Consider the following 25,005-nt stretch of genomic DNA (forward strand, 5'->3'; position numbering starts at 1 on the left):
CACGGGTGGAGAAAGAGAGCAGGCGGGGAGGGCGGGGGCGGTTCAGACGAGGGAGCCGTACAGCCCCGGGCGCCGGTCGCGGAGGTAGGGGTTCTCCTGGCGGGAGGCCGCGAGGAGGGCCGGGTCGACGTCGCCGAGGACGAGGTCCTCGCCGCGCCCGGCGCGGGCCCGGGCGGTGCCGTCGGGGCCCGCGAGGGTGGAGAGGCCGACGAACTCGAAGTCGCCCTCGGGGCCGGTCCGGTTGGCGTACGCGATGTACAGCTGGTTCTCGAAGGCGCGGACCGGCACCACCGAGAGCGGTACGACCTCGGCGGGGTGCATGAGCGCGGTCGGTACGAGGAGGAGGTCCGTACCGGCCAGCGCGTGCGCCCGGACGTTCTCCGGGAACTCGACGTCGTAGCAGATCATCATGCCGACGGTGAGCCCGTGGAGCTCGGCCTGGACGACGGCGGTGTCACCCGGGGTGAACCACTTCAGCTCGAAGTCCCCGAACAGATGGGTCTTCCGGTACCGCGCCAGCGGCTCGCCGTCCGCGCCGATGAGCTGCGCGGCGTTGTACAGGACGCCGTGCTGCCCGGTGTCCCGCTCCGGGTAGCCGTAGCCGACGGCCAGGCCGTGGCGGACGGCGATCGCGGCGACGGCGCGGGCGGAGGGGCCGTCGGCCGGCTCGGCCAGGCGGGCCATGTCGGCGCCGATGGCGTACCCGGTGAGGAAGAGCTCGGGGGCGAGCAGCAGGCCCGCTCCGGCGGCGGCGGCGCGGCCGGCCGCCTCGTCGAGGATCTTGAGGTTGGCGGCCACGTCACCGAGTTCGCCGGAGCTCTGGAGCAGGGCGGTGCGCAGCGCGGGCATGCGTGATCCTCGGGGGTCGGAGTTCAGGGGGAAGACGTCAAAAACGGTACGGTTTCGCGCTCGGCCGGGACAAGACGGCAGCGTTGCGGACCGACCGTCGAACCGTTGCGCGATCGCCCGTTCGGGCGGCGATTCATTGCGTACGGCTCCACCCGGGGTCGCAGGGGTCCCCCGCCGCGCGGCGGAGGCGGAACCGTCCTGCGGCGCGACGCCCCGCGGCGGGCGCCGCGGAAGAGTGGTGGTCGTCCGGTTGACCTGCCGAAAGGACCGAGAGGCCATGAACCGTCGTACGAAGATCGCCGCCGTCGCCGCCGCCGTTCTGCTCACCCTGGGGGCGGGCGGTGTCGCCGTCGCCTCGGCGGACGACGCGCCCGCGCCGGCGGCGGCGTCGGCAGTCGTCTCGAAGTCCCCCGTCGCGGAGGCCGCCGCGCTGACCGGCACGGCCAAGCTCTACCGGCCCGCTCCGGCCGATGACGACATCACGTTCACCTTCGACGCGCACCTGGCCGCGAAGGACGTCAAGGACCCGAAGGCCGCGACGGGCACCTTCCGGTTCAGCCACTACACCCAGGGGAAGGGCGGCTACGCGCTGGTGAAGGTCGACTGCCTGACCACCGGCGGGAAGGTGGCCGTGGTGACGGGCCGGGTGATCGAGACCGATGTGCCGGAGTTCAAGGACCGGCGGGTCGGCGTCTCCGTCCACGACCTGGGCCGGCGCGACCGGCTGGGGTACAGCTGGCTGGCCGTGGACCCGGAGAAGGAGGACGTCAGCCCGTGCAGCAGCCCCGCGCCGTTCGAGCGGGTGAAGGCCGGTTCGGGGGACTTCCGGGTGGTGCCCTGGGAGATCCCCTACAACTGAGGACCGGTCAGGCCGGCGAGCCCGAGGAGAAGCGCCGCAGCAGCGGCGAGAGCACCAGGACGGACTTGGTGCGCTCCACGAAGGGCTCGCCCGCGATCCGCTCCAGGACCCGCTCGAAGTGGCGCATGTCCGAGGCGAAGACCTGGACGACGGCGTCCGCGTCACCGGTGACGGTCGACGCGGACACCACCTCGGGATACCGCTCCAGACCTCGCCGGATGTCGTCCGGCGAGGTGTTGTGGCGGCAGTAGATCTCGACGAAGCCCTCGGTCTCCCAGCCGAGCGCCGCCGGGTCCACCCGTACGGTGAAGCCGGTGATGGCGCCCTCGGCCCGGAGCCGGTCCACACGCCGTTTCACGGCGGGGGCGGAGAGTCCGACGAGCGAGCCGATGTCGGCGTAGCTGCGGCGGGCGTCTTCCGCGAGGGCGTGGACGATGCGTTCGTCGAGGTCGTTGAGTCGCACTACGGGTGGATCACTTCTCTGCCGGGGTCTCTGCCAGGGCCGGCCCCGAGGCCAGTCGGGAGCGGCGCATGCCGTACAGGAAGTAGAACACGAGTCCCGCGGCCATCCAGCAACCGAAGACCACCCAGGTGACGGCGTCGAGGCTGAACATGTTGTACGCGCAGAAGAGGAAGCCCAGGACGGGGAAGACCGGACCGAACGCCACCTTGAAGGTGCGCGGCATGTCGGGGCGGGTGTAGCGGAGCACGATGACGGCGATGTTCACCAGGCCGAAGGCGAAGAGGGTGCCGATGCTGGTGGCGTCGACGAGCTTGCCCAGCGGGATGACCGAGGCGAGGGCGCCGCAGAAGACGGAGACGATCACCGTGTTGACGCGCGGGGTGCCGGTCTTGGCGCTGACCTTGGCGAAGGCCTTCGGCACCAGGCCGTCGCGGGACATGGCGAAGAGGACGCGGGTCTGGCCGTAGAGCACGGTGAGGACGACGCTGGCGATGGAGATGACGGCGCCGGCGGCGAGCAGGGTGCCCCAGAAGGTCTGGCCGGTGACGTCGTTCATGATCGCGGCCAGGGTGGCCTCGGAGCCGTCGAACTGCTTCCAGTTCCAGGCGCCGACCGCGACGGCGGCGACGAGCACGTAGAGCGCGGTGACGATGATCAGCGAGAGCATGATCGCGCGGGGCAGGTCGCGCTTGGGGTTCTTGGCCTCCTCGCCGGCCGTGGAGGCGGCGTCGAAGCCGATGTACGAGAAGAAGAGGCTCGCTCCTGCGGCGCTGACGCCCGCGGTGCCGAGCGGCATGAAGTCCTTGTAGTTGCCGGACTTGAAGCCCATGAAGCCGATGGCGCAGAAGAGGACGAGCGCGGCGATCTTCACGACGACCATGATCGTGTTGACCACGGCGGACTCGCGGGCGCCGCCGAGCAGGAACACCATGGCGAGCATCACGACGATCAGGCCGGGCAGGTTGATGATCCCGCCCTCGCCCGGGGCCGAGGAGAGCACGTCCGGGATGGTGACGCCGATCGTGCCGTCGAGCAGTTCGTTGAGGTACTCGCCCCAGCCGACCGCCACGGCGGCGACGGAGACGCCGTACTCCAGGACCAGGCACCAGCCGCAGACCCAGGCGACGAGTTCACCCATCGTTGCGTAAGCGTACGAGTACGAGGACCCGGCGACCGGTATGGAGCCCGCCAGCTCGGCGTACGAGAGGGCGGAGAAGAGGGCGGTGAGACCGGCGATGACGAACGCGATGGTGACCGCGGGGCCGGCCTTCGGAACGGCGTCGCCGAGGACGACGAAGATGCCGGTGCCGAGCGTCGCACCGATGCTGATCATGGTCAGCTGCCACATGGAGAGCGAGCGGCGGAGATTGCCGCCTTCGCCCTGCCCACCCTCCGCGACCAGCTGCTCCACCGGCTTGCGCCGGCTGATTGCGCCGAGGGCGGAGGTCTTGCGGGGGGCCGTTTCGTCGACCGGTGGGGCTGCGCCGTGGTCCAGCACTGCGGAGGCTCCTTATCGCTGCCTGTCGTCGTGACGGGAACCACGGCGGTACGCGAGCATGACAAAAGAGCCCGCGTGGGGAAGGAACCGCCGAGCAGGCGGTCCCCGCCACTCCTGGTACGAGGCACGAGCCTAAGGGTCCGGGGTTCGCACTCGTAATGCAGGGTTGTTGCGCACTGCCGGATGATCATTGCGCTCTTCCGGAACAGACGGGGAAACATTGCGCCCCCCTGCATGAATCCACCCATGGGGGATACGAACGGGTGTGAACCGCCGTCCGCGCGCGCATTGACTCCTTGTGCCCCATGAACCACGCTGCGAGCCCTCGACCAACCGGCGGAACGACCCCACGATCGGAGGACCGGTGGGCTGGACCGACCCGGCACCGTTCCTGCGCGGCACCGCCTGGCTCGACGGGAACCGGCCCGTCCGCGCCGACCCCGACGACCTGGAGCGGCTGCCCTGGGACATCGCCGAACGGGCCGCGCTGCCCATCGGCGTACGCGTCGAGTTCACCGCCTCGCCCGGGACGCGCGCGGTACAGCTGCGCTACCGGGCCGACGTCCCCGAACCGGGCGACCCGCTGGCCGGACTCCGGCACTGCTTCGCCCTCTGGAGCGGTACGCGCCTGGTCGGCGAGACCTGCGCCGCCCCGGCCGCCGAGGCCACCGTCACGCTCCCGCTGCCGCCGGCCGGCGGGGTCTTCACCGTCCACCTCCCGGAGGGCCAGGCACCCGTGCCGCTCGCCGTCCGGGCCCTCGGCGGGACCCTCTCCCCCGCCCCGGCGCGGCCCCGCTGGCTGGTCCACGGCGACTCGATCACCGAGGGCTGGTGGTCGACCCGCCCCGCCCACTCCTGGCCCGCCACGGCGGGCCGGCTGCTCGGCCTCGACCCGGTCAACCTCGGGTACGCGGGCGGGGCCCGCGGCGAGCTCCCGCTCGCCGAGCACCTGTCACGGCTCCCCGGCGAGCTGATCACCCTCGCCTTCGGCACCAACTGCTGGTCCACCGTGCCCGCGACGGCCGACTGGCTCTACGCCACCGTGCGGGCCTTCGTCGGCCTGGTCCGCCGGGGCCACCCGAAGACCCCGCTGCTGGTCGTCTCCCCCGTCCTGCGCCCCGAGGCCGAGCACACCCGCAACGCCCTCGGAGCGACCCTCACGGAGCTGCGCCGCGCCATGGAACGCGCGGCCCGCGACCTGGCGTCCGAGGGCGACGACCACCTCCTGGTCCTCCCGGGGCGGCCCCTGCTGGGCCCGGAGCACCTGGCGGACGGTCTCCACCCCAACGACGCCGGCCACGCCAGGATCGCGACGGCGGTCGCGGAGGCCCTCAGGGACGTCCTGCCGAGGTAGACGCCCTCGGGCCGTGTCAGGGGCCCTCCGCGGCCCCCGGGCCCCTGTGGCGGCCTTACGGAACGGCAGCGGGCCCCCGGGAGGGATCTCCCGGGGGCCCGCTGTGGTCGCGACGTGACGGGACTAGCTCCAGCTGGCGTGCAGCGGCTTGCCCTCGGCGTAGCCGGCGGCGGACTGGATGCCGACCACGGACTTCTCCTCGAACTCGGCGAGCGAGCCGGCACCGGCGTAGGTGCAGGAGGAGCGGACGCCCGCGATGATCGAGTCGATCAGGTCCTCGACGCCCGGACGCTGGGGGTCGAGGAACATGCGCGAGGTGGAGATGCCCTCCTCGAACAGCGCCTTGCGGGCGCGGTCGTAGGCGGACTCGTCGCTCGTACGGTTCCGTACGGCACGCGCCGAGGCCATGCCGAAGGACTCCTTGTACGCGCGGCCCTGGGCGTCGTGCTGGAGGTCGCCCGGGGACTCGTAGGTGCCGGCGAACCAGGAGCCGATCATGACGTTGGACGCGCCGGCGGCGAGCGCCATGGCGACGTCACGCGGGTGACGGACACCGCCGTCGGCCCAGACGTGCTTGCCGTACTTCTTGGCCTCGGCGGCGCACTCCAGGACGGCCGAGAACTGCGGGCGGCCGACACCGGTCATCATGCGGGTGGTGCACATGGCACCGGGGCCGACGCCGACCTTGATGATGTCGGCGCCCGCCTCGATGAGGTCCTTGACGCCCTCGGCGGCGACGATGTTGCCCGCGACGATCGGGACCTGCGGGTCGAGCGCCCGAACGGTCCGGATCGCGCTGATCATCGACTCCTGGTGGCCGTGCGCGGTGTCGATGACGAGGGTGTCGACGCCCGCGTCGAGGAGCTGCTTGGCCTTGCCCGCCACGTCACCGTTGATGCCGACGGCGGCCGCGATGCGCAGCCGGCCGTTCTTGTCGACGGCGGGGCTGTAGAGGGTCGCGCGCAGCGCGCCCTTGCGGGTGAGGATGCCGACCAGCTTGCCGTCGGCGTCGACCGCCGGGGCGTAGCGGCGGTTGGCGGCGTCGAGGGTGTTGAACGCCTCGCGCGGGTCGATGTCGGCGTCCAGGAGCAGCAGGTCCTTGGACATGACCTCGGAGAGCTGGGTGAAGCGGTCCACGCCGGAGAGGTCGGCGTCGGTGACGACGCCCACGGGGCGGCGGTTCTCGTCGACGACGACACCGGCGTCGTGGGCCCGCTTCGGCAGCAGGGAGAGCGCGTCGGCGACGGTCTGGTGCGGCTCAAGGACGATCGGGGTGTCGAGCACGTGGTGGCGGCTCTTGACCCACGAGATGACGTCGGTGACGACCTCGATCGGAATGTCCTGCGGGATGACGACGAGTCCGCCGCGGCGGGCGACGGTCTCGGCCATGCGGCGGCCGGCGATGGCGGTCATGTTGGCCACGACCAGCGGGATCGTCGTCCCGGAACCGTCCGGGGAGGAGAGGTCCACCGCCTGGCGGGAACCCACGGCCGAGCGGCTCGGCACCATGAATACATCGTCGTACGTCAGGTCGTAGGGCGGCTTGACGTCATTGAGGAAACGCACGTGCTGACATCCCAGTCGTTCGGATCGGCCCCTAGGCATTTCAGCCAGGGGAAAAAGCACGTAGTTCATTGTCCCACGCCGGTACGCATACCAGTCCCGGGCTAATCATCCGAGGCTCGCGGCAGAGGGTTCGTCGGATCCTCCGAATACGCCCCGAGGGAGAGGAGGACCGCGAGGCGGGTGGGGCGCTCGTCGACGGCCGTGGCGAAGACGTCCTGGGCGGTGGCCCACTCGCGGGGCCGCGTCCTGGCGTACTCCTGCCAGCCGGTGACGACGAGGGTGACCGGCTCGGGGAGGTCGGTGAGGCAGTCGGCGAGGGCGTCCCAGTTGCGGCCGAACCAGTCGGGCAGGGCGAGCGCGACGGAGCACCGGTCCATGAGGCCGGCCTTGTCGGTGACGCCGGTCAGGTCGAGGACGACGGGGGCGTCAGTTCTCATCCGTGATCACCTCCCGGAAGGTCTCGTAGTGGTCGTCGGTCCAGTAGATCTCGCCGCCGCGCCCGGTGACGATCCGGCGCGCCCCGCGGTCGCGCTCGCCGGGGGTCCGCACGGTGTACTCGCGGTAGTACCCGCGCTTCTCGCGGGGCAGGACCCGCTCGAAGTTCGAGAAGACGCTGCCGTCCTTGGCGTACGGGAAGGGGCCGCCCTGCTCGATGAGGGCCAGTGTCCGCCGCGCCTCGGGCGGCAGGTCGGCGGCCCGCACGGTGGGCAGCCCGGAGGTCCCGGTGGGCGCGGCGGCGTCGGCGGGCGCGGTGGCGGTCGCGGTCGCGGCGGTGGTGCGGCCCGAGGCGCCGGGCTCGGCGCCGCCGCTCGCCGAGGAGCACCCGGCCACGAGGACGCACAGGACGAGCGCGAGGAGCACGCGCAGGGGCCGGAGCAACATGTCCCGAACATACCGTTACGGGATGGCTCCGGCCCCTTGATCGAGCGGTGTTCCGTCAGCTGCCGTCCGGGTCCGTCCGGTCGAGCGCCGGGTGGGTGCCCGGGCTGGATTCGGTGAGCAGGTAGTCCGCGGCCGCGCGGTCGGTCACCAGGCTGGTGACGAGCCCGGAGCGGAGCACCGCGCCGATCGCCGCCGCCTTGCGCTGGCCGCCCGCGATCGCGACGACCTCGGGGATCCGGCGCAGCCGGTCCGCCTCGACGGTGATGCAGCGCTCACCCAGGTCGCGGCCGACCCGGCGGCCCTCGGCGTCGAAGAGGTGCGCGGACATCTCGGCGGCGACGCCGAGCGAGGCGTAGTGGGCGCGCTCCTCGTCCGAGAGCATGTCGTGGACGGTGGAGATGCCCGGCTCCCAGGAGCCGATGGAGACACAGGCGACGGTCACCTTGTCGAAGTACTCGAAGGCCCGCGCGATGCCGGTCTGGCTGCGCAGCGCGGCGGCCGTCGCCGGGTCGGGCAGCAGCATGGGGGCGTAGATCGGGTGGGCCTCGCCGCCCGAGACCTGGGCGGCGCGGCGTACCGCCTCGACCGAGCCACGCTCGGCGGTCCCGGCGTCGTACACCCCGGTGAGCTGCACGACCGTGCACGGGGGCAGCCGGTCGAGCGCGGCCGCCATGTGGATGGTGGAGCGGCCCCAGGCCAGGCCGAGGACGTCGCCCTCGGTGACCAGCTCGCCGAGCAGGTCGGCCGCGACCTCGCCGAGGTTCTCCGGGTCGGGCGACTCGTCCTCGCCCTCCGCCGGGGACTCGACGACGACGGCGTGGCGCAGCCCGTAGCGGGCGCGGAGCGCGTCGGAGCGCTCGGCGTCCAGCTCGGCCGGCACGCGGATCTCGATGCGTACGAGGTCGCGCTCCAGGGCGGTCTCCAGGACCCGGGCCACCTTGAAGCGGCTCACGCCGAACTCCTCGGCGATCTGGATCTTGGACTTGCCCTCCAGGTAGAAACGGCGGGCCATGGCCGCCGCCTGCACCAGCTCCGCGGGGCCCATCCGCAGGGCTGACCGTCCCGCCGACATACCCGCCACCGCGATCTCCTCACTGCTGTTCACGTACCGCTGTTCACGTACCGACCGACGTTCACGTACCGCTGTTCGCGTACCGCTGTCGTTCACACTCTGGACTCGCTGTCCATCCTGTCAGATCCCGCGAGCCTTGATCAGTCCTGTCGGCGGCCCGACGGACCGCGTTCATCCGCCGGAGGCTCAGTGGCCACACGCCCACGGGGCGGTGGCCGTGACGGCCTCCGCGCGGGCCCGCAGCGAGGCCACGGCGGCGGCCGGGTCGGCCGCCCCGTAGACCGCGGAGCCCGCCACGAACACATCGGCGCCGGCCTCGGCGCACCGCTCGATGGTGGACTCGGCGACCCCGCCGTCGACCTGCAGCCACAGCTCCAGGCCGTGCTTGGAGATCAGCTCACGGGTGCGGCGGATCTTCGGCAGCATGATGTCGAGGAAGGCCTGCCCGCCGAAGCCGGGCTCGACGGTCATGATCAGCAGCATGTCGAGCTCGGGGAGCAGGTCCTCGTACGGCTCGATGGGCGTGGCGGGCTTGAGCGCCATCGACGCCCGCGCCCCCTTGGCCCGGATCTCGCGCGCCAGCCGGACGGGCGCGGCTGCCGCCTCGACGTGGAACGTCACCGAACCGGCGCCCGCCTCGACGTACTGGGGCGCCCAGCGGTCGGGGTCCTCGATCATCAGGTGGCAGTCGAGGGGGGTGTCGGTCGCGCGGGCGAGCGACTCCACGATCGGGACGCCCAGGGTCAGGTTGGGCACGAAGTGGTTGTCCATCACGTCTACGTGCAGCCAGTCGGCCCCGTCGACGGCCTTGGCCTCATCGGCGAGCCGGGCGAAGTCCGCGGACAGGATGCTGGGGTTGATCTGCGCCATGCGCCTAGCGTCCCACGTTCTTGGCCACTTCTTTGCCGCCGAGCGGTTTCGGTTGCGGTCCAGACCATTTTCGGTACGAACCCACGAGTCCGGGACCAGGACGGACCGGAACAATACGGTCAGCCGATCGAGGGGTCGGGCGGCACAGGGGGCGACAGGGGCCCCGACTCGGCATATGCCATTTCGGCCAGCACGAGCGCGGGCTGACGGCCCCCGCGCTCAGCCGCGACGAGTTCCCGCCAGCGCGCGTTTCCCACCTGACTGCTTATCAACTTCCTTCCCTCTATGTCGAATTGTAGGTTGCAGCGCACGACGGGGCGTCGTGCGACCGAGGGAACGGTGGGGGCCGGCATGACGGTGCACAACCCTGATCTGCGCGTACCCGAGGACGACGGGCTGACCCGGCTCGCCGACGACCTCGACGCCATGCAGCGCCACCTGAACCTCCAGGTGCAGCGCATGGACGGGATCGTGGACCGGATCCAGGCCCGCTGGCACGGAACCACGGGAGACGCCTACCGGACCCTGCACATCGAGGCCGCGCAGGACGCCGTACGCATCCGGGAGGGGCTACGGCTCCTGGAGGAGGCGGTCCGGCTCAGCAGGGACGGGTTCACCGAGCAGGAGCTGGAGGTCCTGTCCCGGCTGCGCAAGGCCCAGAGCCAGGTCGACATAGCGCGGGAGGCGGAAGCCCTCCAGGCGCCGCCGGGCACACCGGTCACCGAGCCCGGGCCCGTACCGCGCAGCCGTATCGAAGACCTGTAGGGGGAGGAACGGACGTGGCGGGCGACGATCGCATAGCCGTGGACATCACCGCACTGCAGGCGATGGCCGGGGAGCTCGAGGACATCCTCCGGAAGCTGAACGAGCAGCTGGCCCAGCTGTACACGCGCACCGAGCGGGTGGTGCTCGGCTGGCAGGGCGAGGCCCGCGAGGAATTCATGATCACCCTGGACCGGTGGTCCGCGGACATGGAGGACCTCAAGGCCACACAGAAGTGGCTGCACAGCGCGGTGACCACCGCCCACGCCAACTACTCCGCGGCCCACCAGGCGGTCCTGCGCGGCTGGGGGGCCGCCTGATGAGCCTGTTACCACCGCCGCCGGGCGGAGGCAGCGGGAACGGCAACGGCAACGGCCAGCCGAACGTGCCGGCGGTCCCGTCCCCCTCGCCGGGCAAGCTGTACGACCCCCAGGGCAAGGACATCTCCCAGGGACAGCCCCCACCGGACCCGAACAAGCAGGTCCAGGACCTCAAGCCGTCGGTGGACCCGGGAGCCTACGCGGGCGGCTTCGACGTCGATCCGATGCACGTCTGGTACACCTCGTACCTCATACGGAACCACCAGACGGCGTTCGACAAAGGCCCGAGGAGACTGCTCAGCACCCTGGAGGGCCACGAGCGGGTGTGCGGGGTCGGCTCGGGCCCGGAGGCGTTCGAGAGGGCCTACGACGACATCTCCGGCCGCTACCTGGAGGTGTGGGCCGCCGCCGTGGCCGCCGTCGGAGGCGTCTCGGCCGGCCTGACCATCACGGCGAACAACTACGTCAAGGCCGAGTACGCCTCCAATCCGGCCCTCGGCACCCCCACCAGCCTGAAACCCGTACCGGACGTGATCCGGACCCCGCCCTCGTACGGCAAGGCGCCGTACCTCGGCTGGCGCACCGGGGGCGGCGGCGGCAACTTCGCCGAGCGGATCATCAACAAGGTCCTCGGGGAGATCGGCAACGCCATCCAGGGCCTGATCCGCGAGGCCATGGACAAGGCCCTCAACCACGGGAAGGTCGGCCAGATCACCCCGGGCGGCGACGACCTCGAACTGCCGAAGGTCCGGGACGCCTGGCGGCAGATCTCGAACGACGCCAAGGAGTCCGGCAAGAACCTGGACGACGCGATCGCCTACCTGAGGAACCCGGACGCGGCGGCGGTGGAATGGCAGGCGGCCATGCACCAGTTCACCGCGAGCCTCTGGGGCACCGCCTCCTGGGGCAAGAACGCCCCGAGCCCGGTCGCCCAGGGGTACGACTGGAAGCACCCCACGGCGAACCAGGCCCGCACGCCCGTACTCCAGATCCTGATCGACATCGCGTGGAAGATCGCCGACATCCTCCAGCTGTTCACCAAGGAGGTGGAGGACATCCGCGACGTGATCGAGAAGGAGTACCTCCAGGCCGCCAAGGAGTGCATGGAGCTGGACAGCGTCAAGGACTTCCTCAAGGACGTCGGTTCACTGCTGCTCGGCGGGCCGGCGGGACTCGCCAAGCAGTTCCTCGACAACCTGGACGAAGGCAAGCTCAACGCGGGTGTGGACAAGTACAACAACAACACCCACCAGCTCGCCGATCAGCTGAACGCCTTCAGACCCGTACTGGACGAGGCCCGGCGGAGCGTCCCCAGCTACCAGGCCGAGGAAGCCCGCGCCCAGACCGTCGGCGCACGCACCATCGAGGGTTACGAAACCACGCACAACTGGACGGTCCCCGGGGATCCGAAGACGAACCACCGGTACCCGATCGACCTGGCGAACCAGGAGGACATGAAGGTCGGCAACCAGACCGCGCACGCCATCGACCGGCACGTGGGCCTGACCCCCGAGCAGCTGCAACGGCGCATGCGCGATGCCAGTCCGCCGTCCGCCTCCTCCTTCTACGACCTCACCAGCGCGCAGAGTTACGTCCAGACGGCCATCGACCGGCAGACGACCCAGATCGCACAGAAGATCCTGGCCGACGTGAACGGCCAGTACGTGTTCACGGTCGACTTCTCACCGGCCGTCACGGGCGTCACCGTGGACAGCCCCTCCGGCGCGGCCTCCCCCGTACACAATGTGAAGGTCCGTCTCCAGTTCACCGACGACGGACGACAGCCCCCGTTCATCGTCGTCACCGCCTTCCCGGACAAGCCCTAGCACCGTCAGGAATCCCCCTCGTGCACAAGGATCACCTCCGCTTCGCGGCCGCGCGCGGCCTCCTCGCCCCGTTCTTTCCCCGCACCACCCCCGGCGTACCCGTCGACCGGGCGGCCCGGGAGGCCGCGCTGGAGGCCCCGCTGCGGTTCCTCTGGGACCGGTCCGAGCGGGGCGGTCTGACGGTGTACGAGGCGGCCGCGGAGATGCGGGCCATCGCGAACGCGCTCGCCGCGGGCGGGGAGGCGGCCGCACGCATCCCCGACGACCTGCGGGAGCTGGCCGCCCGCTCAGGTGCCGGCGGCGAGCCGGCGATGTTCCTGGACATCGCCGCGTACGTCGACGGGTGGCAGGCCGGCATGAACCCCAAACTCGCCGCCGCCGTCCCGACCGCCTGGGAGCTGGCCCAGCGGTTCCCGCTGCTCAGCGGCATGCTCGACCTGTACTTCGGCCAGGACGGCATCGCCCTGGAGGAAGAGGTGTCCGACGTCGACGGGATCGGCCTCTACGTCACGTACTGGCACGAGCGCGGCACCTGCCCCTGGCGGCTCCCGCCCGTCGTCGCCGAGTGCGCCGAAGCCCTCGCCCTCTTCCAGGACGACGACACCCTCCGCCGCTTCTTCGCCCGCGACCTCGGCCTGGGCTCCGGATCGCACCGCTCCTGGTCCGCCTGGCTGACCCTGATCTCCGACACCCTGACCACCCATCTGCGCCGGGAGCACGGTCCCGTGACCTGGACCGGCGGCCGAGAGGAGCCCCCGTGCTGACGCGTTCCGCCACCTACCCCGACCGGGAGACCGCCCAATGGGCCACCCAGGCGGTGGTCTCGCAGAACGAGCAGCTGGTGCACCGGTGGCTGACCCGGGCAGACCGGGAGCGGCTCACCATCGAGGCGCACTGGCCCTCCCGCGCGGAGCCGGTGGGCCAGGTCCTGCCGCAGGCGACGATGCTGGCCGGCCACCCGCCGGTGGACGTGCGGGCGGCCCGGGTGGTGCTGAAGCGGGCCCCGGACAGCGCGCTCGGGTTCACCGTGCACGCCACCTTCCCGATCCTTCCGTGACAGGAGAACGCCTCCGATGCCGCTGACCCCTCTCCAGCACGACCACCGGTACGGCGAGATGGACCAGGTGCTCCGCGCGTACGCCGGTCAGCCCGCCGACGACACCGAGGAGAAGCCCAGCGAGGCCCTGACCGCCTATCTGCGGCTCACCTGGCACACCCGCCCATGGGCGATCGGCATCGCGGAGAGCCAGCTGCGCGAGTACGCCCGCCATCCCCCGGGGCCGCTGCGGCTGCGCCTCGGGGAGGTCTACCCGCTGCCCGACCCGGGACTCGACGGGCCGCTGATCCAGCCGTGGCTGCTCACCGTCGCCGGGCACCTGCGGCGCTGCCTGGCGGAGGGCGACATGCCGCCGCCCGGGCCGCCCCGCACCCGCTGGGAGTGGCAGGCCCGGTTCCCCGAGCTCGGGCAGCTGCTCGGCGGCTGGTTCTCGCAGGACTTCGGGGAGGAGTTCGAGGACCACGAGCAGGCCCTGCGCGACTACCTGGAGGGCACCGAGCGGTCGCTGGTGGCGCGGCTCTGCGGAGAGGTGCACGAGCTGCTGGCCCTGCGGCTCGACGAGGCGGACTACGCGTACGGGCTGGCCCAGCTGGGTCTCGAGGTGGACCCGCCCGTCCCGTACACGCACGGCGCGTGGCTGATGGCGATCGCCGAGGACACCCTGCGGGGCTGACCCGGCCAGCCGGGACGGGTCAGTCGTCCCGGGCCGCCGCGGCCGCCCCGCCGCTCACGCGGTCCGGCGCAGCAGTGCCAGGTACATGGCGTCCGTGCCGTGCAGATGCGGCCACAGCTGGACGTCCGGTCCGTCGCCGAGCGCCGGGACGCCCGGCAGCAGCGGGCGGGCGTCGATCAGCTCGGCGCCGCCGACCTTCTTCAGGACGTCGTCGACGACGACCCGGGTCTCGGCCAGATGCGGCGAGCAGGTCGCGTACCCGACGACACCGCCGACGCGGACGGCGCTCAGCGCCTCCGTCAGCAGGGCGCGCTGGAGCGGGGCGAAGCCGTCCAGGTCCTCGGGGCGGCGGCGCCACCGGGCCTCCGGGCGGCGGCGCAGGGCGCCGAGGCCCGAGCAGGGCACGTCCATGAGGACCCGGTCGAAGGAGCCGGGGCGCCACGGCGGACGGGTGCCGTCGGCGGCGATCACCTGGTACGGGCCGGGGTTGCCGGCCAGGGCGCGCTCCACGAGGCGGGCGCGGTGGGGCTGCTTCTCGGAGGCGAGCAGCGCGGCGCCGCGCTCGGAGGCGAGGGCGGCGAGCAGCGCCGCCTTGCCGCCGGGGCCGGCGCAGCCGTCGAGCCAGCGGGCGTCGGAACCCTCGACCGGGGCGTTGGCGAGGGCGATCGCGACGAGCTGGCTGCCCTCGTCCTGGACGCCCGCCCGCCCGTCCTTGACGGCCTCGATGGCACCGGGCTCGCCGCCCTCCGCCATCCGGAGGGCGTACGGCGACCAGCGGCCCGGCAGGGTCTCGGTGGCCTCGGCGAGCTCGTCGGTGGTGGAGCGGCCGGGGCGGGCGACGAGGGTGACCTCGGGCCGTTCGTTGTCCGCCTCCAGGAGGTCCTCGATGCCGGCACGGCCGCCGCCGAGGGAGTCCCAGAGCGCCGAGACGACCCAGCGGGGGTGCGAGTGGACGACGGCCAGGTGGTCCTCGGGGTCCTCGTCGTACGGCGGGGCGACCTGCGCCACCCAGGCGTCGAGGTCCTGCTGCGAGATCTTCCGCAGCACCGCGTTCACGAACTTGGCCCGCCCGTCGCCCAGCACCACGCGGGCCAGCTCGACGCTGGCCGAGACGGCGGCGTGGGTGGGGATGCGGGTGCCGAGCAGCTGGTGCGCGCCGAGGGCGAGCACGTCGAGCACGGGCGGGTCGACCTCGCGCAGAGGCCGGTCGACGCAGGCGGAGATGATCGCGTCGTACGTGCCCTGGCGGCGGAGCGTCCCGTACACCAGCTCGGTCGCGAGGGCCGCGTCCCGCCCATCAAAGTCGCCCTTCTCCCGGGCCTTCCTGAGCAGCGGCGGCAGCACCAGGTTCGCGTAGGCGTCCCGCTCGTCCACCGCCCTGAGCGCCTCGAAGGCGAGCATCCGGACGGGGTCCTTCTGGGGCCGCCGGTAGGGCTTGTGGGGACGGCGACGTGCCTGCTCGCTCAAAGGTGCTCCGCATGACGAAATGACGAGGTCGAACCCCCCAAGCCTACGTCCGCCGCGCCCCGTCCCGCGCCCGGGCCCGTGCTCGGCCCGCGCCCGGCCCGCGCTTCCCGTCCGGCGCCCCGGCTCGTGCGGGGGCTCAGACCCCGAGGAGCTCGCCCGGCGCGATGCGTACCCCGCGGGCCCAGTCGGCGGCCTTCATCGGCTTCTTGCCCTGGGGCTGGACCCAGAGGAGCTCCACGGCGTACGAACCGGTGCCGGCGTACACGTTGTTCTTGCCCGCCGCGAGCTCGCCCGGAGCGAGGTCGGTGCGGTCCGGGAGCGGGGTGACCTGGATCAGCTTCAGGCGCTCGCCGCGGAAGAGGGTCCAGGCACCGGGGGCGGGGGTGCAGCCGCGGACCACCCGGTCCACCCGGAGCGCGGGGGCGGCGAAGTCGACCTGGGCGTCCTCGACCTGGATCTTCGGGGCGAGGGTGATCCCCTCGATCGGCTGCGGCACCGCCTTGAGGGTGCCGTCCTCGATGCCGTCCATGGTCGCGGCGAGCAGCCCGGCGCCCGCGAAGGCGAGCCGGGTCAGCAGGTCGCCGCTGGTGTCGGTGGGCCGGATGTCCTCGGTGACGACGCCGTAGACGGGGCCCGAGTCCAGGCCCTCCTCGATGAGGAAGGTGGACGCGCCCGTCACCTGGTCGCCCGCCATCAGGGAGTGCTGCACGGGCGCGGCGCCCCGCCAGGCCGGCAGCAGCGAGAAGTGCAGGTTGACCCAGCCGCGGGCGGGGATGTCGAGGGCCACCTTGGGCAGCAGCGCGCCGTACGCGACGACCGGGCAGCAGTCCGGGGCGATCTCCCGCAGCCGGGCGAGGAAGTCCTCGTCACGGGGCCTGGCCGGCTTCAGGACCTCGATCCCGGCCTCCTCCGCCCGCTGGGCCACCGGGCTGGCGACCAGCCGCCGTCCGCGCCCGGCGGGAGCGTCCGGCCGGGTGACGACGGCGGCCACCTCGTGCCGGCCGGAGGCGAGCAGGGCGTCCAGGGCGGGTACGGCGACCTCGGGGGTGCCTGCGAAGACGAGCTTCATGGATGGCGACTGCCTGTCTCTCCGGGGGCTTTACGGGCAGCGCACCAGTCTAGGCGCCCCGAACGGAGGGGGCGTACGGAAGGCCGAGCGCCCCGCGCATATGCGTGTACGCCCCCGCAGCGTGACCCAACTCCCGGTGGCGCGTTGGTCAAGAGAGATTGACCGAATCGGGTCGCCGTTCCCCCTGCGGCCCTCCCCCCTTACATGCCGGTTCGAGAGGCTTTCACATGGCCGACCACGCAACCCACGACGCCCAGGCTCGGGCGAGTCTGCACCTGCTGGTGCGGGACATCGAGCGGGTCCGGCGGCAGGTGGACGCACTGCGCACGCTCACGGCCCAGCTGGGCAATGTCTACCGCCCTCGCCGCTCCGGCCCGTCCACGGGCTTCGTCGTCTACGGGCGGGCGCCCGCCCCGACCGTCCGTCTCGCGCAGGAGCTGCGGGACAGTGTCGAGACCCTGGTGACCGCGGCGGTCGACTTCGACCGCTCGCTGGGATTCTCCTGGGACGCGGTGGGCTCCGCGCTCGGAGTCACCAAGCAGGCCGTCCACCGCCGCTACGGCGCCCGCCGCGCGACCCAGCCGGGCGTCCCCGTCGACCAGGACCCGATCGTGGAGCCGAGCGCGCCGCGCACGCTCCCCTCGGTCCCGGCCGCCCGCTCGATGCCCCCGCAGCCCACGTCGGGCAGCGCCACCCTGCGCGAGGACCCCCGCCCCTCGGCCTTCCCGGCCCCTCGCAACGGCTGACCCCGCCGCACCACCCGCCGGCCGCCCGCCCCGCACCGGGGACGGGCGGCCGTCTCGTGCGGGGGGGGCGGGAGCACGTCAGCGGCGTCAGCCGATGTCGGGCGGATCGACCCTGATCCGAACCGGATCGCCGCCGCCCCGCGCGAGCCGCCCCGCCCGGGCCTGCTTCAGTGCCGCCGCGAGCGCCGCCCCGCTGCCCGGCGGGACGCGGACCAGCGCCCGCTCCCACTGCTCGCCGGGCGGCGGGTCGCCGGGACGGCGCGGGCCCCCGGGGCGTACCACGGACAGCGGCACCGGGCCGAGCACCTCGGCGTCGGCGGGCAGCCCGGCCCCCGCGAGAAACCCTTCGACGGCCTCGGGCGGACCGGTCACGGCGGCCATCCGGGAGACCGGCGGGAACCCCAGCTCGGCCCGCTCGGCGAGCTCCCGCTGGGCGTGCCCGACGGGGTCCCAGCGGACGAGGGCCTGGACGGGACGGAGCGTCGGCTCGGCGACCACGACGACGGTGCCGCCGTCCGGCTGCCCCCGGACGAGGGAGGCCGCGTCGATCCAGCGGCGCAGGGCCTCCTCGCCGGCACGCAGATCGGGCCGGCCGAGCATGGCCCAGCCGTCGAGGAGCAGCGCGGCCGCGTAGCCGCCCTCGGCGACGGGTTCGGCACCGGGGGTGGAGACGACGAGCGCGGGGCGCCCCGGCACGCTGTCCAGGACGTGGTCCCGGCCGGAGGTCCGCACCGGCACCGCCGGGAACGCCCGGCCGAGCTCCTCCGCCGTCCGCCGCGCGCCGACCACCTGGGCCCGCAGCCGGGTCGAGCCGCACTCCACGCAGTGCCAGTCGGCGGCGCCGCGCCCGCACCAGCCGCAGTGCAGCTCCTGCTGTTCGGGGGCTTCCAGGGGCCCGGCGCAGTGGCGGCAGCGGGCGGGCGTGCGGCACCGCTCGCAGGCCAGCCTCGGTACGTATCCCCGGCGGGGCACCTGGACGAGGACCGGCCCGGTCTTGAGCCCTTCCCGTACGGTCTGCCAGGCGAGGGAGGGCAGCCGGGCGGCGCGCGCGGCCTCGTCGCGGGCGAGTTCGCCGTCGCCGACGGTACGGATCAGGGGCGCGGCCCTGCGGACCTGCTCGCGTCCGGCGGCGAGCGCCTTCGCCCAGCCGGACTCGACGAGCTGGGCGGCCTCGACGGTGCAGCTGGTGCTGCCGAGGAGGAAGCCGCACCGGTCGTGGGCGGCGCGCAGCAGCAGCACCTCGCGCGCGTGGGGCTGGGGTGCGTGCAGCTCGCTGTGGCTGCCGTCGCCGTCGTCCCAGATGACGACGAGTCCGAGGTCGCGGACGGGGGCGAACATCGCGGCCCGGGTGCCGACCACGGCGCGCACGGCGCCGCGGCGGACGGCGAGCCACTGGGCGTACCGCTTCTCGGGGCCTGCCTCGGCGGTGAGCAGGGCGTGCCGCCCCTCCCCCAGGACGGCGGTGAGCGCGGCGTCGACCCGACCTGCGGCCCGCCCGTCGGGGACGACGACGAGCGCGCCGCGCCCGGAGGCGAGGGTCGCGGCCACGGCGCGGGCGATCTCCTCGGCCCAGTGGGGTCCGGGCAGCGCGTTCCACACGGCCCGGGGCGCGCCGCCGCGCGCGAGCGAGTCGAGGAACGCGGGCCCCCTCTCGTACCGCGTCCACGTCCCGGGCTCGGGCGCGGGGGGCGGCGGCAGCGGTTCCGGCGAGGGGCGCCCCTCGGCGCGGGCGCTGCGCGGCGGCACGGCGAGCTGGAGGACGTCGGCGAGGCTTCCGGCGTACCGGTCGGCGACGGCCCGGGCGAGGCCGAGCAGCTCGGGTCCGAGCACCGGCTCCGGGGAGACGACGTCGGCGAGGGCGGCGAGCGGCCCGGAGTAGTCGGAGGTGGCCCGCCGCTCGACGAGGAATCCGTCGATGAGCCGCCCGCCCTCGCGCCGCCCGTTCTTGACCTGGTGCGCCCCCGCACCGAACCGCACCCGCACCCGCACCCCGGGCCGCGCCGCCTCGTCGAGTTCCTCGGGGACCGCGTAGTCGAAGAACTGGTCGAGATGGAGCGATCCCTTGTTCACCACGACCCGCGCGACGGGCAGCTCCTTGGCCAGCGCGGCCCCCCGCCAGGTCCGCGGCTTGGCCCGCGGCACCTTCGCCTTCCGCACGGTCTCCCGGATGAGCGCGAGCTGCTCGGGCTCCCCGGACTCCACGGACCTCTCGTTCTCGCTGCTCACAGCCCCATACCTACCAGACGCCTCGGACAACGGTCACAGCGTGCGAGACCGGCCATCGAGTGGCCGAATGCGCTCTCTGTCGCTCCCACCTGCGCAAGTGGAAACGTGAAACAGCTCCGGCCGCCTTGTGGCGGTATCACCGCCGGACCGAGGCTGTCACGGGGAGCGAGGACGGAGTGAAGGTGGAGGGGATGACCAATTTCGGCCCGGAGCTGCGCCGCAGGCGCCTCGCGGCGGGGATGACACTGGACGATCTCGCGGCGCGCGTGCACTACAGCAAGGGACAGCTCAGCAAGGTCGAGACGGGTCGGCAGCGGCCCTCGCCCGAGCTCGCGAGGCTGTGCGACGCGGTGCTGGGGGCGGGCGGGGAGCTGAGCGCCCTTGCGCCGGGCGGTCCGGCCGGCACCGCTCCTGGTGGCGCGGCGCGCGGTGGCGGGTCCGCGTCGGCGACCGGCGGGTCGCGGCCGACCCGGCGTCAGGTGATGACGGCCGGTGCGGCATCGGCTCTCGGCCTCGGGGCGGTTCCGGCCCTGGGCCTCGGGGCGCCGTCGGTCCTCCCCCTGGGTACGGGCCCGGCGCCCGGCCCTGCCCCCGTCACGGTGGACTCGGCGGCGGACGTGTACGGATCGACCGTCCACCAGGGGGTCGAGGCACTGTTCCACGAGTTCCGGCGGCTGGGCCAGACGGCGCCCGCCTCGGTCGTGCTGCCCGCTCTGGCCGCGCAGACGCGGGCCCTGCCGTCGCTGGCACTGAATACGGGCGGGCGCACGCGGCAGAGACTGCTTCTGCTGACCTCGCGCTACGCCGAGTTCACCGGCTGGATGGCCCAGGAGAGCGGCGACGACGCGGGGGCGCTGGAGTGGACCGCCCACGCCGTGGGCCTCGCGGACGCCGCGGGCGATCGCGACCTGGCCGCATACGCGCTCGTGCGCCGGGGGCTGATCACGCTCTACGGCGGCGATGCCGGAGCCACCGTCGAGGCCGCGCAAGGAGCCCAGGGCCTTCGATTACCGCCGCGCATCCGCGGTCTCGCCGCACAACGCGAGGCCCAGGGGCACGCGCTGCGCGGCGACCGCGACGCATGCTTCCGCGCCCTGGAACGGGCCCGGGACCTGCTGGCCCGCGCCGCGGACGCCGACGCGTCCGAGACAGCCGCCTTCGGCACCACGCACGTGGACGACCCGGCCGCCATGACGGCCGGCTGGTGCCTGCTCGACCTCGGCCTTCCCCGGCAGGCGGCGGAGGCGCTCGACCGGGAAGTGGCCCGGCTCCCGCACCACGCCCTCCGCAGCAGGGTCCGTTACGGAGCCCGCCGGGCCCTCGCGTACGCCCTGTCCGGCGAGATCGACCACGCCTGCGCCCTCGCGCGCCCCCTCCTCGCGGAAGGCGAGGCGCTCGCCTCCGCGACGATCCGCGTCGACGTCCGCCGCCTCTCGCGTGTTCTGGCCCGGCACCCGAAGAACGACGCCGTACGGGCGCTCTCGCCCCGGCTGGCAGCCGCCCTGCACCCGTCCGCCCACCTCGTCCACGACCGAGAGGAAGCACCCCGTGTCTGAGATCTTCGTCAACTACCGCACCGGTGACGGAAACGAGACCGCCGCCCTGCTGTCCGAGGGTCTCTCCCGGCGCTTCGGTGAGGACGCGGTCTTCTTCGCCGGCCGGACGATCCGCCCCGGAGACGCCTTCTCCGAGGAGCTGCTCGCTCATGTGCGCCGGAGCACCGTGCTTCTCGCGGTCATCGGCCCGTCGTGGGTCTCCCACCCGGGCCTCCGGGAGGAGGACGACTGGGTCCGCAGGGAGATCCTGGAGGCCTGGCACCACGGCGTCCGCGTCATCCCGGTGATGAGCGGACGGCAGATGGGACGGCTTGACCGTGAGGCGCTGCCGCCCGCGCTCCGTCACCTGGCGGAGCTCCAGTCGCTGCGCATCGCCTCGTCCAGCTACCACAAGGACTTGGAAGCTATCGGGGACGAGTTGGCCCTGCTCATTTCCCGGCTGGCCGAGCGGGACGCCAGGAAGGAAAGCCCCGCGGAGGAGCCGACGAACGCCCCGCGCGCCTCGCTCACCGGCGACAACAACGGCTTCAGCGTCCAGGCCGGGCGGGTCGGCGACATCGGCACGGTCGTCACCAACCCGACCGGTCCCGTCCACACCGGCACGGGAAACCAGCAGAACCACATCGTCCATCAGCCCCACCTGACCGGGGACGGCTCCGCGTACGTCGCCGGGGACAACCACGGCGGGATCTCGCACCGGTTCGGCCGCGCGGGAGGGGACGAGGCCGGCCGGCGATGAGCGAATCGACCTGGACCGGGGTGCAGGGTTCCACGGGCCCCCTCAACACCGGAACCGGTGACCAGCACAACCACCTCACCCAGAACTACTTCCACGACGTGGCGCCGCCCGGTGCTCCCCCCTTGCGTCCGCTCGCCGCCGATCACCTCCGGTGGCTCGACCGTCGCTTCGTCCCCCCTTTCGGCATGACCGACGCCCAGGATGTCCTGTCGACGACCGGCACCCTGCTCCTCGACGGCGCCCCCGGCAGCGGACGGAACGCGACGGCCCGCGTACTCCTCCATCGCACCCCGGGGCCCCGTGTCCCCCGCACGATCACCGTCGACCGACAGGACGCCGACGCGGAACTCGACGGCTCGTACCTGGGAGAGGGCGACCGCCTGCTGCTCGACCTCGCGGACGCCGGACCCGACCGCTGGGAGGCAGCTCACGACAGGCTGCCCGCCCTCCATCAGGTCGTACAGGAGCGCGGGGCCCGTCTGGTGGTGATCGTCCCGCACGGCACCACCAGACTGAGCAACGAGCTCGCCGCCCACCGGCGGACCATCGTCAGACCGTCCGGCTGGGTCGTGCTCTCGCTGGCGCTGCGGTGCGACGACTTCCCGCTGGCGGAGCACATCGAGGAGCTCACCGGACAGCTCCACGCGCGCGTGACGGGCGACCGCCCCATGGGCGAGGTGGCGCGCCTCGCCCGGCTCCTCGGCGAGGCCCGTCGTTCCGCCCCGCGCGGGTCGGCGGCCTCCTGGTGCGCCGCCGCGCTCGCCGACCTCCACGACCTCGCCGCCCGCGCGGCGAGCGCGTTCGGTGACCTGAGCGACGGCCGCGCGCGTGCCCTGCTGTTCACCACGGCGATGCTGTCGGGCACCCGCCCGGAGGCGCTCCACGCGGCGAGCGAGGAGCTCCTGAAGGAGGTCGGGCACCCGGAGGACCACCGCCCCCTCCTGGAACAGGAGGACTTGGCGCAGCGCTTCGTGTCGATCAGGGCCTTCCCGCGTGACGACGGGACGGTCGCGTTCGAGACCGCCGACTACGCGGCCGCCGTCCGCACCCATTTCTGGAGGCATCTTCCCGGGATGCGTCCGGCCTTCCGCGCCTGGGTGGACCGTTCCGTACGGCTTCTAGACCTCACCTCGTACGAGCGGGACACGCTCATCGCCTGCTGCGCCGAGCAGTGCCTGGCGGCCGGGCAGTACGAGCCGCTTCTGGCTCTCGCCCAGGAGTGGGCGGGCGACGGCCCGCCCCGCCTCGTCCAGGCCGCGATCCAGATCCTGGGGCACGGACTGAGCGACGCGGGGGCTGGGCGGACGTTCCGCCAGCGGGTGTACGACTGGGCCACGGACGCCCGTGTCCCGTCCGGTCTCGCCGGCGCCCTGGTCAGCGTGTCGGCCGAGGTCATCGCCTCCACCCATCCGGACCAGGCGCTCGTACGCCTGCACCACCTGGCGCGCCGTGCCCCGGACGGGGAGGACGGTGCCCGGGTCCGGCTCCTGACACTGGCGCTGGCCGAACCCCGACTGCACCGGTTGCTGCTCGTACGCCTGGCCGACGATCTATCCCGCCACCGGTGGTTGGCTGACGTCTCGCTCTTCCGCGCCTGCGCGGCCCCCGGGCTGCTCCTCGCACCGGCCACGGACGGCAGACCCGTCCTGGAGGCACAAGGCCTCCGCGTCCACGTCGCCGGCGCCTGGCGCGCCCTCCTCGCCCACCGGCCCGAGACGGAGTGGCTGCCCCTCGCGGAGGAGTGGATGACCGCCGCCGGCCGGACCGCCGCCCACCAGGACATCCTGCTCGACCTCCTGGTCCGAGCCGCCGAGCCCAGCCCAGCCGCCCTGGCACGGCTGTACACCCTGTCCCTGCGGCACCGTTACGCCCAGCGGCTGCGGCGGAAGATCGATGCCGCGCAGGGCTTCAAGACCGTTCCGTCCTCCTTCTGACACGCGCTCGGAGCCTTCACCGTGAGTTCTGGACACAAGACCATGTCGGCGTTCCTCACCGTCATCGGCAGCCTGATCGTCGTGATCCTCGGCCTCTGCGTCGGATGGCCGTCATGGGTCTGGCCGCTCGCCCTCTGCGTGCTGGCGGCCGTCGCCGGGCTGCCGCTGCTCTCGGCGCGGCGACGCAGACCCCTGATCCCGCCCGAGTACACACTGGAGCCCGATCTGCCCATCCCTCCGGTCGAGCGCTGGGAGAAGATCGTCCGCGAGGTGGCCCTGCCCAGCCGGGCCGCCGACTACGACTTCCTCTTCACCGCGGTCGTCCGCTGGGTTCCCTCCGACGCCCCGCACGGCGCGCCCGAGGTCAGCTACGCGGGCCTCGCCCTGGACGCCGTTCTGCAGCGGGCCGCTGAGATCACCGCCGCCCAGTTGCCGCACCGGGCCGGCCTGGTGCAGCACCAGCTCAGCGGCGAGCTGGCCACGATGCTTCCCGACCCGACCGGCCGCGTCCGCGCCATGGCGGACCACGTGGAGGTGGTCCTCTCCGAGGAGGACCAGGAGCGGCTGGACAAGCTCGCGACGGTCCGCAAGAACGAGACGGTGTGGGAGCACGAGCGCAAATACGAGCAGAGCAAGCGGAGCTACCTCGGGAAGGACGTCCTGAGCTCCACGGGCAGCGCGGTCGTGTGGTGGCTGGCGAAGAACAACGACCAGGTCGACCGGGCGGTGGCGGACATCGGGCTGCTCGCCCAGCTGACGGCGGTCGCCAACGACGAGCCCGTGCCCGAACGACTCCATCCCTACCTCGGCGACACGGCGCGGCTCGACGACGGTCGGAGCCTCCGAGAGACACCGCGACAACCCGAGGAACCGGAGGGACCGGTGGACCCGGCTGAGACCCTCGCCCATCACCTCACCGGGTTGATGCGGTCCGCGGGCGTCGCCGAGGACGACCCGAGGAAGCTCCTGTTCGCCCGCCGCGTGGCGGAGGCCGCGAAGGCGACGGGGATCGAGGGCACCGACGTGCTGACCCGGATCGTCGACGCGTGGGAGTTCCCGCACACCGATCCGTCAGACCAGGCCGACCCGACAGACCCGTCCAGCCTCTTCGAGCCGTTCGAGCCCGGCAACGCCGCCGACGAGGCCCCCGGGGAGGGCCACGCGCCGTAGACGGGTCGCCCGTGACGTGCCGAAGCCCGGCGCCCCCCAGGGGTGCC

24 protein-coding genes are annotated in these 25,005 nt (G+C 73.0%); 13 read left to right on the forward strand and 11 right to left on the reverse strand.

The window, feature by feature from the left end; genetic code table 11:
* Positions 1-42: 42 nt before the first annotated feature.
* Positions 43-849: a carbon-nitrogen hydrolase family protein gene (locus DEJ43_RS05160; protein ID WP_015032258.1), complete on the reverse strand. Its 807-nt coding sequence runs from the start codon at positions 847-849 to the stop codon at positions 43-45.
* Positions 850-1,126: 277 nt separating this feature from the next.
* Here DEJ43_RS05160 and DEJ43_RS05165 point away from each other — a divergent pair, with 277 nt between their 5' ends.
* The gene (locus tag DEJ43_RS05165) at positions 1,127-1,708 is read left to right on the forward strand and encodes a hypothetical protein (protein WP_015032259.1); all 582 of its coding nucleotides are present in this window, start codon (positions 1,127-1,129) and stop codon (positions 1,706-1,708) included.
* A 7-nt stretch (positions 1,709-1,715) separates the two neighbouring features.
* Here the strand turns inward: DEJ43_RS05165 and DEJ43_RS05170 are convergent, their stop codons facing one another.
* Both DEJ43_RS05170 and DEJ43_RS05175 read right to left on the reverse strand, forming a co-directional pair.
* Entirely contained in the window at positions 1,716-2,171 is a 456-nt protein-coding gene (locus tag DEJ43_RS05170; RefSeq protein ID WP_015032260.1) for an Lrp/AsnC family transcriptional regulator, read from the reverse strand.
* Positions 2,172-2,181: 10 nt separating this feature from the next.
* The gene (locus tag DEJ43_RS05175) at positions 2,182-3,669 is read right to left on the reverse strand and encodes an amino acid permease (RefSeq protein WP_015032261.1); all 1,488 of its coding nucleotides are present in this window, start codon (positions 3,667-3,669) and stop codon (positions 2,182-2,184) included.
* A gap of 364 nt (positions 3,670-4,033) precedes the next feature.
* On the opposite strand from DEJ43_RS05175, the gene DEJ43_RS05180 reads away from it, so the two are divergent.
* Positions 4,034-5,023 carry a GDSL-type esterase/lipase family protein gene (locus DEJ43_RS05180; RefSeq protein WP_015032262.1) on the forward strand — a complete coding sequence of 330 codons (990 nt, stop codon included), beginning with the start codon at positions 4,034-4,036 and terminating at the stop codon, positions 5,021-5,023.
* A gap of 123 nt (positions 5,024-5,146) precedes the next feature.
* Here DEJ43_RS05180 and DEJ43_RS05185 read toward each other — a convergent pair whose 3' ends face one another.
* The 5 genes from DEJ43_RS05185 to rpe form a co-directional block, all read right to left on the reverse strand.
* Complete coding sequence (locus DEJ43_RS05185; RefSeq protein ID WP_181399459.1) at positions 5,147-6,589, reverse strand: GuaB1 family IMP dehydrogenase-related protein; 1,443 nt, start codon at positions 6,587-6,589, stop codon at positions 5,147-5,149.
* 101 nt (positions 6,590-6,690) lie between these two features.
* Positions 6,691-7,026, reverse strand: coding sequence for a barstar family protein (locus DEJ43_RS05190; RefSeq protein ID WP_015032264.1), 336 nt, complete (start codon positions 7,024-7,026; stop codon positions 6,691-6,693).
* Positions 7,016-7,471, reverse strand: a complete 456-nt coding sequence (locus DEJ43_RS05195) for a guanyl-specific ribonuclease (RefSeq protein WP_015032265.1) — start codon at positions 7,469-7,471, stop codon at positions 7,016-7,018. The genes DEJ43_RS05190 and DEJ43_RS05195 overlap by 11 nt, the downstream gene beginning before the upstream one ends.
* A 55-nt stretch (positions 7,472-7,526) precedes the next feature.
* Positions 7,527-8,576, reverse strand: coding sequence for a sugar-binding transcriptional regulator (locus DEJ43_RS05200; RefSeq protein WP_181399460.1), 1,050 nt, complete (start codon positions 8,574-8,576; stop codon positions 7,527-7,529).
* Positions 8,577-8,729: 153 nt separating this feature from the next.
* A complete protein-coding gene (gene rpe / locus DEJ43_RS05205; RefSeq protein ID WP_015032267.1) occupies positions 8,730-9,413 on the reverse strand; it encodes a ribulose-phosphate 3-epimerase in 684 nt (227 codons plus the stop codon).
* 351 nt (positions 9,414-9,764) lie between these two features.
* Here rpe and DEJ43_RS05210 point away from each other — a divergent pair, with 351 nt between their 5' ends.
* Genes DEJ43_RS05210 through DEJ43_RS05235 form a run of 6 tightly spaced genes read left to right on the forward strand, consistent with a single transcriptional unit; the run spans position 9,765 to position 14,051 of the window.
* Entirely contained in the window at positions 9,765-10,178 is a 414-nt protein-coding gene (locus DEJ43_RS05210) for a WXG100 family type VII secretion target (protein ID WP_041662135.1), read from the forward strand.
* A gap of 14 nt (positions 10,179-10,192) precedes the next feature.
* Entirely contained in the window at positions 10,193-10,495 is a 303-nt protein-coding gene (locus DEJ43_RS05215) for a WXG100 family type VII secretion target (RefSeq protein ID WP_015032269.1), read from the forward strand.
* Entirely contained in the window at positions 10,495-12,321 is a 1,827-nt protein-coding gene (locus DEJ43_RS05220) for an RNase A-like domain-containing protein (protein ID WP_015032270.1), read from the forward strand. The genes DEJ43_RS05215 and DEJ43_RS05220 overlap by 1 nt, the downstream gene beginning before the upstream one ends.
* 20 nt (positions 12,322-12,341) lie before the next feature.
* Positions 12,342-13,085, forward strand: coding sequence for a hypothetical protein (locus DEJ43_RS05225; RefSeq protein ID WP_015032271.1), 744 nt, complete (start codon positions 12,342-12,344; stop codon positions 13,083-13,085).
* Positions 13,079-13,378: an RNase A-like domain-containing protein gene (locus tag DEJ43_RS05230; RefSeq protein WP_015032272.1), complete on the forward strand. Its 300-nt coding sequence runs from the start codon at positions 13,079-13,081 to the stop codon at positions 13,376-13,378. The genes DEJ43_RS05225 and DEJ43_RS05230 overlap by 7 nt, the downstream gene beginning before the upstream one ends.
* Positions 13,379-13,394: 16 nt before the next feature.
* The gene (locus tag DEJ43_RS05235; RefSeq protein ID WP_015032273.1) at positions 13,395-14,051 is read left to right on the forward strand and encodes a contact-dependent growth inhibition system immunity protein; all 657 of its coding nucleotides are present in this window, start codon (positions 13,395-13,397) and stop codon (positions 14,049-14,051) included.
* 54 nt (positions 14,052-14,105) lie between these two features.
* On the opposite strand, the gene DEJ43_RS05240 is transcribed toward DEJ43_RS05235, so the two are convergent.
* Entirely contained in the window at positions 14,106-15,518 is a 1,413-nt protein-coding gene (locus tag DEJ43_RS05240; RefSeq protein WP_015032274.1) for an RsmB/NOP family class I SAM-dependent RNA methyltransferase, read from the reverse strand.
* 136 nt (positions 15,519-15,654) lie between these two features.
* Complete coding sequence (gene fmt, locus DEJ43_RS05245; protein WP_015032275.1) at positions 15,655-16,587, reverse strand: methionyl-tRNA formyltransferase; 933 nt, start codon at positions 16,585-16,587, stop codon at positions 15,655-15,657.
* A 227-nt stretch (positions 16,588-16,814) separates the two neighbouring features.
* On the opposite strand from fmt, the gene DEJ43_RS05250 reads away from it, so the two are divergent.
* Entirely contained in the window at positions 16,815-17,333 is a 519-nt protein-coding gene (locus DEJ43_RS05250) for a hypothetical protein (RefSeq protein WP_015032276.1), read from the forward strand.
* An 87-nt stretch (positions 17,334-17,420) separates the two neighbouring features.
* Here the strand turns inward: DEJ43_RS05250 and DEJ43_RS05255 are convergent, their stop codons facing one another.
* Complete coding sequence (locus DEJ43_RS05255) at positions 17,421-19,559, reverse strand: primosomal protein N' (protein WP_015032277.1); 2,139 nt, start codon at positions 19,557-19,559, stop codon at positions 17,421-17,423.
* 191 nt (positions 19,560-19,750) lie between these two features.
* Here DEJ43_RS05255 and DEJ43_RS05260 point away from each other — a divergent pair, with 191 nt between their 5' ends.
* Genes DEJ43_RS05260 through DEJ43_RS05275 form a run of 4 tightly spaced genes read left to right on the forward strand, consistent with a single transcriptional unit; the run spans position 19,751 to position 24,958 of the window.
* Complete coding sequence (locus tag DEJ43_RS05260; protein ID WP_051026021.1) at positions 19,751-21,115, forward strand: helix-turn-helix domain-containing protein; 1,365 nt, start codon at positions 19,751-19,753, stop codon at positions 21,113-21,115.
* The gene (locus tag DEJ43_RS05265) at positions 21,108-21,854 is read left to right on the forward strand and encodes a toll/interleukin-1 receptor domain-containing protein (protein ID WP_015032279.1); all 747 of its coding nucleotides are present in this window, start codon (positions 21,108-21,110) and stop codon (positions 21,852-21,854) included. Before DEJ43_RS05260 ends, DEJ43_RS05265 begins: the two co-directional genes overlap by 8 nt.
* On the forward strand, positions 21,851-23,788 hold the full coding sequence (locus DEJ43_RS05270) for a molybdopterin-binding domain-containing protein (RefSeq protein ID WP_015032280.1): 1,938 nt from the start codon (positions 21,851-21,853) through the stop codon (positions 23,786-23,788). Before DEJ43_RS05265 ends, DEJ43_RS05270 begins: the two co-directional genes overlap by 4 nt.
* Before the next feature lie 21 nt (positions 23,789-23,809).
* On the forward strand, positions 23,810-24,958 hold the full coding sequence (locus tag DEJ43_RS05275) for a hypothetical protein (RefSeq protein WP_015032281.1): 1,149 nt from the start codon (positions 23,810-23,812) through the stop codon (positions 24,956-24,958).
* Positions 24,959-25,005 lie beyond the last annotated feature (47 nt).

Origin of the sequence: Streptomyces venezuelae ATCC 10712, assembly GCF_008639165.1 — a bacterium.
GTDB lineage: Bacteria > Actinomycetota > Actinomycetes > Streptomycetales > Streptomycetaceae > Streptomyces > Streptomyces venezuelae.